Below are 11,989 nucleotides of genomic sequence, written 5' to 3'. Positions count from 1 at the left end.
CCGGCCCGGTCATTAACTGTGCGGATCTTCCACCTTGGCATCGGCGGGCACCCGTTTTTTGCCCAGCACCATGGCGCGCAGCAGATCGCTGCGGGTGAGGCGGTCGGTCAGGATCACCACGGCGGCATGGACACCGACGGCGGCCATCAGGGTGTTGGCGACGACCCCGTGCAGCTCTTCCATCCAGTCTTCACCCCAGAAGGCATCCCAGGTGGTGAACCAGCCGGTGGCTATGGTGCCGACCAGCGACAGCAGCAACAGCCAGATCATCAGGGCGCCGAGCGGATTGTGGCCGAGATAGTAGGGGTGGCGGCCCTGTGCCAGCTGGCGCAGGTAGTAACGAATGCGGGCCGGCGTCGGCCACCATTGGCCGAAGCGGGCGTAATGGGGGCCGACCAGTCCCCACAGCAGCCGGATCAGCAGCAGGGCTGCCAGGGTATAGCCGACGTATCTGTGGTTCTTGCTGCCCTCTTCCAGTACGAAGAAGTTGAGCAGGCAGAGGATCACGGTCGCCCAGTGAAACACCCGGATGAGGGGATCCCAGACTTTCACTTCAGACGGGGTTGTCATGGCAAGGCTCCATCAAGGGGGCCGGCGACAGACCGGCCCATGGCTGGGTTAGTCGTCTATCTCTTCTTTCACTTTCTTCAGATCGGTCGGGTCGAAGTAGATCTCGACCTTGCGCTTGTCCTTGTCCCAACCATAGATCTCGTAGCAGTGGGTCTTGGTCACCTTGAACTTCTTGATGTCGTAGCCCATCGCCTTGATCTGCTGCTGGGCATCCGCCTCGCTCAGCCATTGGCTCTTGTCGGTCTGGGTACACTGGGGATCGGCCAGAACGGCGCCGCTGAACAGGGGGATCAGTAACAACAGAGGGGTCAGTTTCATGTGTGCTCCTTGCGGGTGGGTGTGAAACAGCCACAAGGTTAGGGCACCAAACTTAAGGAAAAATTAAGCACAAGGAGGTAGGAATGAATATCCCCGGCTGGCTGCCGGGGAGGCAGCAATCAGCTCAGCTTGCCCTTGATCAGCCACTTGTCGAGGGCGTTGGCGAAGCGCTGCTTGTCGGCGGCGTTGAAGGGCGCCGGGCCGCCGGTCTGCACCCCGGCCGAGCGCAGCTCCTCCATGAAGTTGCGCATGCCGAGCCGCGCCTGGATGGTCTCGCGGGTGTAGATCTCGCCGCGGGGGTTGAGCGCCTCGCCACCGGCATCTATCACCCAGGAGGCGAGCGGTATGTCGCCCGTGATCACCAGATCCCCCGGCGTGACTTGCTGGGCGATCACATGATCCGCCACATCGAATCCCTTCTCCACCTGCTGGGTCTTGATGAAGGGGGAGGGGGGCACGCGCAGCCCCTGATTGGCCACCAGCGTGGTGACGACCTGGGCGCGGTGGGCGGCGCGGTAGAGGATCTCCTTGACCGGGAGGGGGCAGGCATCGGCATCGACCCAGATGGGCATGGCATGGCTTCCTGTGTCTGAAATGAGGCCGCATCTTAACATGGCCGGCACGGGCCGGCTGCCCCGGGGCTGAGTCAGGCCCGGCTTTCGTGTAAGCTGGGCCGATGAATCGGAACGAAAAGGACGAGCAGATGGATCGGGTGCCCAGTGACGTGATTTATGGCCTGACCCTGGATGGCAAGGGCGGCATGCAGCCGCTGGCGGCGGGGAGCGAGATACCGGGGGATAAACCCGGCTGGTTGCATCTGGATTACGGCAATCCGGAAGCGGCCCGCTGGCTGCTGCAGACCCCGTTGCTCAATGACGCGGCGCGCGAGTCCCTGCTCGGCCAGAGCAACAGGCCCAAGCTGGTGCGGATGGGGGAGACGGTGCTGCTGATCCTGCGCGGCATCAACCACAACAAGGATCACAGGCCTGAAGAGATGGTGGCGCTGCGCATCTATATCACCCCGGATCTCATCATCAGCAGCCGTCGTCGCGCCTTGTTGTCGGAGCAGGACGTGTATGGCCAGCTGAAACTGGGGGGCGGTGCCGATACCCCGGCCGACTGGCTGGTGGAGATCTGCGATGCCCTGACCGACAGGGCGGGAGAGTTTGTTGAGGAGTTGCACGATCAGATCCTGGATCTGGAGGAGATGGTGCTGATGCGCGACTTGCCCGCCAACGGCAGGCTGGCGCTGATCCGCAAGCAGCTCATCATGATCCGCCGCTACCTCTCCCCCCAGCGGGATCTGGTGGCGCGCCTCGCCAACGAGAAGATCAGCTGGCTGGACGAGGATGACAGGCGCCGCCTGCTCGACATCGCCGACCGGTTGCGGCGCTGGCTGGATGATCTGGATGCCGGGGTGGCGCGTACCGCCGTGCTGGCGGACGAGATCAACAACCTGATGGCGGAGGCGACCAATCGCCGGGCCTACCAGATGTCGGTGATGGCGCTGCTGTTTCTGCCCGCCAGCTTCCTGACCGGTCTGTTTGGCATCAACCTGGGGGGGATCCCCGGGGCCGAGAGCCCGACCGCCTTCTGGGTCTTCTGCGGCTCCCTGGTGGCACTGGCCACCGGGCTGGCCGTCTGGCTCAAACACAGACGCTGGTGGTAAGGAGCCGTCATGACCATGTGGCAATCTTTTGGCGTGACCCTGCTGCTGTTGCTGGGCCACACCCTGATCCGCAGCCTCATTCACAAGAGTCTGCTGGCGCTGGCCCAGAGCCGGCAGGTGAGCGAGAACCGGGTGCTCTACGTGGAGCACGTGTTCCACTTCCTGCTCGGCTGCGCCACCCTGTTGATCCTGGCCGGGGTGTGGGGGCTCGACTTCTCCCGGCTGGTGGTGCTCGCCTCCTCCTTCTTCGCCGTGCTTGGCGTCGCCATGGTGGCGCAGTGGTCGATCCTCTCCAACATCACCGCCAGCATCACCATCTTCTTCGCCTTCCCCTACAAGATTGGCGACCGGATCCGCATCCTCGACAAGGACGATTCCGTCACCGGCGTCATTACCGAGATAGGTCTGTTCTACCTGAGGGTGCGCGATGACAATGGCGATCTGGTCACCTATCCGGCCAACCTGATCCTGCAAAAACCGGTCAGGCGGCTGGAGGGCAAGGGGGCGGAACCGCTGCAACCTGAATGAGAAAAGGCTCCCTCGGGAGCCTTTCTTGATCCTGAATGCCGCTCAGCGTTCGAAGAAGCGATAGAGATGCTCGACCTGGATCGGGCAGTCCGCCACCAGATGCACGTGCTGGCGGGCCTCCTCGATCGAGCCGAAATAGCGGGGGCAACCCAGGGTGTCTGTCAGCTCGTACAACCTGCCATCCTGACCCCTGAACTCCACGATCCAGCCCGGCAGTATGGCATCCTGCAGGATCTCGGCTTCCTTGAAGGCTTGCTGTTGGTAGAGCAGGCGAAGTTCACTGACTGTCATGACGTCCTCCTGTGACTCTTGGCGCCTCTTCAAGTCTAGCGGCTGGGGCAGGTGGCGGCCCGGCTCATTTGGCCGTGTTCAGGCACTCCCAGGCCCAGCGAATGCGGATGAAGGTCTCGGCATCGCCACCCCGATCCGGGTGGTGTTGCAGCGCCAGCTCCCGCCAGCGGCGGCGCACTGTCTCCTGGCTGGCATCTGCGGTCAGCTCGAACAGGGCCAGCGCCTCCGCCCTGCGCCCCGTTCCGTCATAAGCGAGCCAGAAGCGGGTGAGCAGGGCCTCCACCTCCTCCTTGTCGGTCTGCCAGAACACCCGCCAGTCCAGGTAGTAACTGCGCAGAGGCTGGCCGAGGGCCAGCCTCTGGCGAGTATCTGTTGCCCCGGCAAGGGGTTCGAGCCGGATATCCAGGGTGCTGATCACCAGCCACCAGCCCTCGTCATGGAGCTCGGCCTGCAGCTGGTAGAGGGCGTTCATGATGAGGAAGTTGACCCGAAACAGCTGCAACTGCTCATCCTCCGCCAACGTCGGAACCGCCCCCTGCCGGCGCAGGGCGGCCAGCAGCTCGTGTACCTTGTAGCCGCCCCTGGCCTGTTGCAGCAGGGCCAGCAGCGGTGCGAGCAGCGGATTGTGGTGGTGCGACGTCTCGCTCATGAGCTGGCTGCCTCCTTCGGTGGTTGCAGGGCGATCAGCAGCTCCCCCGCCAGCGGCGTGACAGGGCCAGTGACTATGCGGGGCCTGGCCTTGCCATCCAGCACGAACAGCGGGATGGCACCGGGATTGGCCACCTGGTATTGCGCCCAGTCAAACGCCTCGCTCAGGCGGGTCGCCTTGATCTGGCCGCCCCGGCTCAGCAGGCCGCTCAGGCGGGCATAGTTGACCTCGGGGCCGAACAGGTTCTGGCGGGCGCGGAAGGTGGCGCTCTCCCGGTTCGCTTTGCCGTGCTGCTCGCTGGAGCGCAGGGAGTAGACCTTCTCCTCGCCATAGAGATGAGCGAAGTGCAGCACGCCGAGGGCGTTGTTGTGACGGTTGGGGGAGAGCGCCAGCACTGTGCTGATGCTGGTGAGCGGCAGGTGCAGTTCGGCATGTTCGGACTGGGGGTTGCCGAAGTAGCAGGGCAGGTTGCTCATGCGCGCCTGGCGGCAGAACTCCCAGGCCGGATCGCAGAGCTGCACTGGCACTCCCTGCTCCGCCAGCGCCCGGCCTATGGCCCGCGCCACCGAGTTGGCCCCTATGATGAGCCAGGTGTTGGGGGCGCTCTGACGCATCTTGAGCAGACCGGCCAGCGGCGCCGAGGTGAGGCTCTGCAGCACCACTGTGGAGATGATCACCGCGAACACCAGGGGCACCAGCTTGTCCGCATCGGGAATATCGGCCTGATGCAGGCTGATGGCGAAGGAGGCGCTGACCGCCGCCGCCACTATGCCCCGCGGCGCTATCCAGCTGAGCAGGGCGCGGGCTCGCCAGGAGAGATCCGAGCCCCAGGTCGAGACCAGGATGCAGAGCGGACGCGCCACGAACTGCACCACGCACAGCAGCGCCAGCACCATGGGGCCCAGTTGCCAGAGCTGGGCCAGATCGAGGCGGGCCGCCAGCAGGATGAACAGGGAGGAGATGAGGATGACGGCGAGATCCTCCTTGAAGGCCAGCACCTCCTCCAGATCCAGCCCCTCCTGGTTGGCGAGCCAGATGCCGAATACGGTGACCGCCAGCAGGCCGGATTCGTGGCTGAGCCAGTTGGAGAGGCTGAAGGTGACCAGCACCAGCGCCAGCACCCCGAACTTGTGCAGGCTGACCGGCAGCCAGTCCTTGCGAATGAGCAGTGTGGTGAGCCAGCCGGCGGCCACCCCGATCAGGGCGCCGACCCCCACCGTCTTTGCCAGTGCCAGCAGGGTGTGGCCGATGAGATCCCCCTGACTGCCGAGGCGCACCGCCTCGAACACCAGCACGGCGAACAGGGCACCGATGGGGTCTATGACTATCCCCTCCCAGCGCAGGATGCGGTCCACTTCCCGGGTGGGGCGGATCACGTTGAGCATGGGGGCGACCACGGTCGGCCCCGTCACCACCAGCACGGCGCCGAGCAGCATGGCGACCCGCCAGTCCAGCCCCAGCAGGAAGTAGCTGGCGCTGCCGATGACGGCGAAGCTGGCCAGCATGCCCACCGAGCAGAGGTTGCGCACCACCTTGCCTATCCCCTTGAGCTCGGCCAGATGCAGGGTCAGGGCCCCTTCGAACAGTATGATGGCCACCGACAGGGAGACCAGCGGAAACAGCAGGTCGCCGAGCAGGGCATCGGGGTCGAGCAGGCCGCTGACCGGGCCCAGGGTCAGGCCGGTGAGCAGCAGAAACAGGATGGCGGGCACCCGCAGCGACCAGGCGAGCCACTGGGCCAGCACTGAGACCAGGGCGATCCCGGCCAGGGAGAGAGCAGTCATGCAGACCTCGATTCAGCTAATGGACTAGGGGGAAGTGTAGCGGGGAAGCTGGTCAGATTGACACCCGGTGGCGGCGCGAGCAAGGGCGACGGAGATGGGCGCGACAGCCGGCGTCATGGTCGTCGGGAAGAAGGGGTGGGCAAGGGGAGGCTGCTGACCCGACGCCTCCAGCCGGATTAGATGGGGCTCTCTTTGTGGAGATCGGTGACGCAGTCGGCCACCGCCAGTACCAGCGCCGAGCGCACCACCTGATCGAGCCGGTTGAGCTGCATCTGGTAGAAGGGCCAGTCTTCCTCGTTGGCCGGGGGATCCTGCGGCATCATGCTGCCCTGGTTGAGACCGTGCAGACGATTCAGCAGATCGCGGATAGGCTTGTCGCTGAAACGGTAATCCTTGGGATCGCGCACCAGAAAATCGCGGATCTTCAGGTAGGCTTCCAGATCCTGATAGCGCTCGAGGGAGATGAGACCGAGGGCGAAGATGAGCTTGAGGCGCACCTCCAGCTGGCCGAGGGGGCCGCTCTGGTTGAGCAGGGGTTCGATGGCGTATTTGACGGCATACTCCTCCTGGCGGAACGCGCGCCGCATCAGGGAGTCGACCGCCTCTTCCAGGATGGTCACGACTTCGAGAAAGAAGCCGCGGGGGCCATCCTGCTCGTTCAGTCGTTCCAGTACTTCATCTTCCTGGTGTGTGGTCATAGTTGCTTAGGGTCCAGCTGACTGGGAGAGAGTGTGTCTCTCTCCCGGTTTTTATCATATGGGGCGAATCCCATGCCATTCAACCGGTTGAGGCGGTTGTCCGGCGGTGAGTACGCCCCATCAGGGTCACTTCAAGGTGTCGTAACGGGCGACGATGGCACGCACTATCTCGCTGTCGGCGGCAAGGCCTGTCACCCGGGCCAGGGCCCGGGCCGGGCCAAGTTCTGCCAGCAGGCTCTGCAGCTCCACCGCCTGGGGGTCATCGGCGTTGCAATAGTGCAGCGCCGCGGCTATCCCCTCTTGCAGGTGATCGCTCGGCAGTCCGTACTCCAGAGTGCCGAGCAGCGGCTTCACCAGCCGGTCTCCCGCCGCCAGCTTGCGCAGCGGTTGACGGCCGACCCGGTCAATCTCGTCCACCAGGTAGGGGTTGGCGAAGCGGGCCAGGATCTTCTCTATATAGGCGGCGTGCAGACGGGGATCGAAGCCGTAACGCTTCACCAGCACGGCCCCGCTCTCCTCCATGGCGCGGCGCACCTTGCTGCGGATCACTGGATCTTCAATCGCCTCGCGCACGGTGCGATAGCCCCGCAACTTGCCGAGGTAGGCGGTGACTATGTGGCCCGTGTTGAGGGTGAACAGCTTGCGCTCGACGAAGGCCATCAGGTTGTCGGTGGGCTCCATGCCCGCCACCTGCGGCAGTTCACCCTTGAACTGGGTCTGATCGACGATCCACTCGCTGAAGCTCTCCACCGTCACTTCCAGCGGATCGTCGTTGGCCGCCGCCGGTGGCACTATGCGATCCACCGCCGAGTCGACGAAGCCAACGCAGGATTCGAGCGTGGCATGATACGCGACCGGCAGGAACTTGAGTACCTCCTGCTTGAGATGGCTGGTGCCGCGCACCATGTTCTCGCAGGCGATGACGTTGAGCGGGGTCAGATTGCCGGCATCGAAGCGGGCCTGCAGCCCCTTGGCCAGGGTGCTGGCAATCTTGTCCAGGATATTGGGGCCGACCGCTGTGGTGACCAGATCGGCGGTGATGATGCGGGCGATCACCTCGTGGCCGGCGGAGCTGACCGCCGCCACGTTGCGCACCACGTCCAGCTTCTGATCCGCCCCCACCACGTGCACCTTGTACTCCTGGCGGTGGTTGAGCTGATCGATCAGGGTCTCGTTGACGTCGGCGAAGGTGACCTGGTGGCTGGCGTCCGCCAGCAGTTTTCCGATGAAGCCACGACCTATGTTGCCGGCACCAAAATGCAATGTTTTCATGATATTAACCTCTACAACCAAAGACGATGAAGGACGATTACGCAGCCTGTTCGGCACCCAGCAGATCCAGAAACTCCTGGGGATCCTGGGTGCTGGCCAGCCGGTCGATGAGACCGGGTTCATCCAGTGCATTGGTCAGGCGGGTTATCACCTGCATGTGTTCGTCGTTGCGGGCGGCGATGCCGATCACCAGTCGTGCCACTTCATCGGCCGCCTCGCCGAAGGCGACCCCGGCCGGATACTGGCAGATGACGATGCCGGTACGCTTCACGAACTCCTTGGCGGCTATGGTGCCGTGAGGCACGGCGATGGACTCGCCGAGGTAGGTGGAGACCAGCTGCTCGCGCTCCAGCATGGCGTTGACGTAGTCGGGTGCCACGTAGCCCCGCTCCGCCAGCAGCTTGCCGGCAGCCCGGATGGCGGCCTCCTTGTTGTCGGCCTTGAGCCCCAGGTGCACGTCCTGACGACTCAGGGTGAACACCTCGCTGGCTTGCGGCGCGTAGTGGTCGTCGTTGGCGGCCACCAGCAGCTGCGGGTGGGCGACGTCATCGTTGGCGGCCTGGGTCAGGCTCTGTACCAGCTCCTGATAGAGGCCGTTGTCAAGGAAGTTGGTGAGCGAGATGTGGTGGGCGTGCGGCGCATGGCGACGGGCCCGCTCGGTCAAGTCCTTGTGGGTGATGACCCAGTCCACCTGATCGTCGAGCTGATCGATGGCGCGGTTGGTGACGCTGATGTCGAGCCCGGCGGCCTGCACCCGCTTGCGCAGCATGCCGGCGCCCATGGCGCTGGAACCCATGCCCGCATCGCAGGCAACCACGATATTGCGCACCGCCATCAGTTCACCGCCCGGCTTCTTGGCCGCCGCAGTTTCGGGTTTGGCACCCTTCATGGCTTTCATCTTGCGAGTGGCTTCACCCAGGGCATCGGCCTCGTCGGCTTCAGGCTGCTGGGCGCGCACGAACACGGCGGCGACCAGGAAGGAGACCAGGGTCGAGCAGATGATGGAGAGAGCAACCCCGATCAGGGAGGCTTTCGGCGTCATCAAGAGCACGGCGAAGATGGAGCCCGGCGAGGCGGGGGAGACCAGACCCGCGTTGAACAGGGTCAGGGTGAAGACCCCTGTCATGCCGCCGGCGATCACCGCCAGTATGAGGCGCGGGTTCATCAGCACATACGGGAAGTAGATCTCGTGGATGCCACCGAAGAAGTGAATGATGGAGGCACCGGCAGCGGACTGCTTGGCGGCACCGCGACCGAACACCATGTAGGCCAGCAGCACGCCCATGCCCGGGCCCGGGTTCGCTTCGATCAGGAAGAAGATGGAGCGGCCATGCTCGGTCGCCTGCTGGATCCCCAGCGGCGAGAAGATGCCGTGGTTGATGGCGTTGTTGAGGAACAGGATCTTGGCCGGCTCGACGAAGATGGAGGTGAGCGGCAGCAGGTTGTTGTCCACCAGGAAGCCAACGCCACCGGCCAGTACGCCGGAGAGCACCTTGACGAAGGGACCGATCACGAAGAAGGCGAGGATGGCCAGCAACATGCCGATGAGGCCGGCGGAGAAGTTGTTGACCAGCATCTCGAAGCCGCTCTTGACGCGGCCTTCCATCACCTTGTCGAAGCGCTTGATGGCCCAGCCACCCAGCGGGCCGACCATCATGGCACCCATGAACATGGGGATGTCGGTCCCCACTATGACGCCCATGGTGGTGATGGCACCGACCACGCCGCCCCGTTCACCACCCATCAGCTTGCCGCCGGTATAGCCAATCAGCAGCGGCAGCAGGTAGGTGATCATGGGGCCGACCAGCTTGGCCAAGGTTTCGCTTGGCAGCCAGCCGGTGGGGATGAAGAGTGCGGTAATGAAGCCCCAGGCGATGAAGGCGCCTATGTTGGGCATGACCATATTGGACAGGAAGCGTCCAAAATTCTGTATCTTGACTTTGGTATCCGGTGATAACATGTCGGGACCCCGTTTTAAGCCTGTTTGATTAAAAGTGGTAGTCGGGATGACGGGTTTTGCCGAACCCCCATCCCAGTCGTCTAAGCAACTTCAATCTACCAGCTTGTGATCAAATTAGGCTGAAAACGGGGTGTCTTGTGACACGCCTCTCAAATACCCAGACCACCCCCCTCCCTTCATGGTGACGCCGATCACATTCAGACGCTGTAGTTTGGCTACATTTCGATCTTTCCTGCCGATCACGCAGATTTAATGTGATAAATATCACCTTATGTGGTTTGCGCAAACTGGCTGTCAATGTGATGTGAATCACAAATACATTATTTGTATTCAAATGGGGCGATCGCAGTGACCCCAAATCAGCGAGTCAGGACGATGAATTCTTCGCTTTATGTCATTAATCACCAATGAATCAATTATTTTGTAACCCACTTTCAGCTTTCCACTCAGCTCCTTCAGCCGCACAGCCGGCGCATCACCCCCTCCAGCGGGCCTCGCTCGAAGCGCTGACTCCATAGAGTGGCAAACAGCAGTGCCGCCAGGGCGAAGAGGGCGGCGGCCAGCACCACCTCGGGCAGATCCTGCCCCTGCAGCCAGCCTAGCGCTTCCAGCACGCCCATGCCGATCATGATGTGGGCAATATAGAGGGTCAGCGTCTGCCGTCCGACCGGCAGCCAGACCCGCCACCAGCGCGCATGGGGCAGGGCGCGGCCGAGCCAGAGACAGAGCGCGATCAGGGTGCTGGCCGCTCCCATGCCGAACAGCAGGTAGAGCGGGGCCGGAGGTATGGGTTGGGTCGCCAGCAGAGGCGCCAGCTCAGGCTGGGGAAACAGTGTCAGCAACCAGAGCGACAGCCCCTTGGCCAGCCCCATGGCGCCGACACCGCCGACCAGCAGCCAGCGCTGTACGGTTGCACTCGCGAGGGCCTGGCGGCTCAACCAGAGGCCGTAGAGCAGAAAGCCCAACCAGGGCACCACTGGGTGCCAGCCATTGAACAGCAGATTGCGGACAAAGCCGTGCAGGGTCCAGAACTCGGGATAGCTGAAGCTGTGCCACTGCCAGCCCTGATCGTAATTGAAGTGAAACAGCAGGCTGACGAAGCCCGCCGCCAGCAGGGGGATCAGGGCGAGCAGCCAGGGGGAGGGAAGCCGCAGACAGCAGGCCCCCAGCAGGAAGTAGACGGCGTAGTAGTGGATGATGTCGGCCGGAAACACCAGGTAGTTGAGCAGCCCCAGGAGCAGCAGGAACAGAGCCCGCCTGGCGGTGTGGCGCATGGCTGCCGGCCAGCTCAGCTTGCGGGTCGACAGACCCAGGCCTATGCCAGCCAGCACCACGAAGCTGGCGGCGGAGCGCCCCTCCAGCGCATCCAGCAGGGCTTTGAGCCAGTCAGGCCCGCCCGTCAGCACCCCCATGGCGATGCGAAAGTTCACCAGCACCATGCCGAGCAGGGCCAGGGCGCGGGCCAGATCCAGTCCTTCCAGTCGATTGAGCGGGGAGGTCATGATGGCGACTCCTTGGAGTGATCAGCTGGCCGGGCCCAGCAGCAAGTCCAGCAACTGGGGCAGTCGTTGTTCGACCGGCGCCTGCTCCGGGTGCAGGGCCAGGGCGTGGCGCAGGGCCTGCCCCTCCAGTGCGTCCAGCAGCAGCTGGGCCGTGAGATCCGGCACCAGGCGGGCAGCCAGCTCCCCCGCCTGCTGGCCACGGCACACCGCAGCGGCCAGGGCATCACACAGCTGGCGCTGGTTGCTGGCAAAGGTGGCCGCCATCTCGGGGTGGCGGGTCAGCTCGGCCAGGATCTCGGTGCCGAGCAGCAGGTTCTCCGGGGTCAGCGACCAGGCGAGATAGCCGGCGGCGAAACGGGCCAGCGCCGCGCGGGCCGGTCCCCGGGTCAGCTCATCCAGCAGGGGTTGCAGCTCGGCCGCCTCCAGCGAAGCGATCAGGGCGATCAGCTCCTCCTTGCGGGCGAAGTGGTTGTAGAGGTTGCCCAGACTCACCCCGGCGGCGGCGGCTATGTCACGCATTCCGGTCTGGTGGAAGCCCCGCTCGATGAAGCAGCCGAGGGCGGCCTGGATGATCTGCTCCCGCCGCTGCTCCAGGCGGTTGTGATTGATGGACATGGCCGGTTTCCCCTCTGCTGGTCCAAGCTTTATGAGCGAACGTTCGTTCATTTTCGGTGTTCACCTTATCCCCGGTGTGAAAAATAAGCAAGCCACAGCTGGCCAAGGGGGCGCACCTCCTCGGTCGGCAGGC

13 protein-coding genes are annotated in these 11,989 nt (G+C 63.8%); 2 read left to right on the top strand and 11 right to left on the bottom strand.

Annotated features, from left to right (window positions below; translation table 11 throughout):
• Positions 1-12 precede the first annotated feature (12 nt).
• The 3 genes from CK910_RS02320 to CK910_RS02310 form a co-directional block, all read right to left on the bottom strand.
• On the bottom strand, positions 13-570 hold the full coding sequence (locus CK910_RS02320) for a cytochrome b/b6 domain-containing protein (RefSeq protein ID WP_098980870.1): 558 nt from the start codon (positions 568-570) through the stop codon (positions 13-15).
• Positions 571-618: 48 nt separating this feature from the next.
• The gene (locus CK910_RS02315; protein WP_043140526.1) at positions 619-888 is read right to left on the bottom strand and encodes a PepSY domain-containing protein; all 270 of its coding nucleotides are present in this window, start codon (positions 886-888) and stop codon (positions 619-621) included.
• 119 nt (positions 889-1,007) lie between these two features.
• Complete coding sequence (locus CK910_RS02310; protein ID WP_098980869.1) at positions 1,008-1,460, bottom strand: YaiI/YqxD family protein; 453 nt, start codon at positions 1,458-1,460, stop codon at positions 1,008-1,010.
• A 104-nt stretch (positions 1,461-1,564) separates the two neighbouring features.
• On the opposite strand from CK910_RS02310, the gene zntB reads away from it, so the two are divergent.
• Complete coding sequence (gene zntB, locus CK910_RS02305) at positions 1,565-2,557, top strand: zinc transporter ZntB (protein ID WP_098980868.1); 993 nt, start codon at positions 1,565-1,567, stop codon at positions 2,555-2,557.
• A gap of 9 nt (positions 2,558-2,566) precedes the next feature.
• A complete protein-coding gene (locus tag CK910_RS02300; protein WP_042868883.1) occupies positions 2,567-3,085 on the top strand; it encodes a mechanosensitive ion channel domain-containing protein in 519 nt (172 codons plus the stop codon).
• 42 nt (positions 3,086-3,127) lie between these two features.
• Here the strand turns inward: CK910_RS02300 and CK910_RS02295 are convergent, their stop codons facing one another.
• From CK910_RS02295 to CK910_RS02260, 8 genes are all read right to left on the bottom strand, one after another.
• A complete protein-coding gene (locus CK910_RS02295) occupies positions 3,128-3,376 on the bottom strand; it encodes a hypothetical protein (protein ID WP_098980867.1) in 249 nt (82 codons plus the stop codon).
• A 64-nt stretch (positions 3,377-3,440) separates the two neighbouring features.
• The gene (locus CK910_RS02290; RefSeq protein ID WP_098980866.1) at positions 3,441-4,025 is read right to left on the bottom strand and encodes a DNA-J related domain-containing protein; all 585 of its coding nucleotides are present in this window, start codon (positions 4,023-4,025) and stop codon (positions 3,441-3,443) included.
• Complete coding sequence (locus CK910_RS02285; protein WP_098980865.1) at positions 4,022-5,809, bottom strand: cation:proton antiporter; 1,788 nt, start codon at positions 5,807-5,809, stop codon at positions 4,022-4,024. Before CK910_RS02285 ends, CK910_RS02290 begins: the two co-directional genes overlap by 4 nt.
• A 176-nt stretch (positions 5,810-5,985) precedes the next feature.
• A complete protein-coding gene (locus CK910_RS02280; protein ID WP_042868891.1) occupies positions 5,986-6,507 on the bottom strand; it encodes an MltR family transcriptional regulator in 522 nt (173 codons plus the stop codon).
• Positions 6,508-6,633: 126 nt separating this feature from the next.
• Positions 6,634-7,779 carry a mannitol-1-phosphate 5-dehydrogenase gene (locus CK910_RS02275; protein WP_172955209.1) on the bottom strand — a complete coding sequence of 382 codons (1,146 nt, stop codon included), beginning with the start codon at positions 7,777-7,779 and terminating at the stop codon, positions 6,634-6,636.
• A gap of 37 nt (positions 7,780-7,816) precedes the next feature.
• Positions 7,817-9,739: a PTS mannitol transporter subunit IICBA gene (locus CK910_RS02270; RefSeq protein ID WP_098980863.1), complete on the bottom strand. Its 1,923-nt coding sequence runs from the start codon at positions 9,737-9,739 to the stop codon at positions 7,817-7,819.
• Between the two features lie 455 nt (positions 9,740-10,194).
• On the bottom strand, positions 10,195-11,241 hold the full coding sequence (locus CK910_RS02265) for a heparan-alpha-glucosaminide N-acetyltransferase domain-containing protein (protein ID WP_098980862.1): 1,047 nt from the start codon (positions 11,239-11,241) through the stop codon (positions 10,195-10,197).
• Positions 11,242-11,262: 21 nt separating this feature from the next.
• Positions 11,263-11,856 (bottom strand): TetR/AcrR family transcriptional regulator, encoded by a 594-nt coding sequence (locus tag CK910_RS02260; protein WP_098980861.1) that lies wholly within the window; start codon positions 11,854-11,856, stop codon positions 11,263-11,265.
• Between the last annotated feature and the right edge of the window lie 133 nt (positions 11,857-11,989).

This window comes from Aeromonas sp. CA23 (genome assembly GCF_002587065.1).
Taxonomy (GTDB): domain Bacteria; phylum Pseudomonadota; class Gammaproteobacteria; order Enterobacterales; family Aeromonadaceae; genus Aeromonas; species Aeromonas bestiarum.
This window is presented reverse-complemented; position numbering and strand designations above follow the sequence as displayed.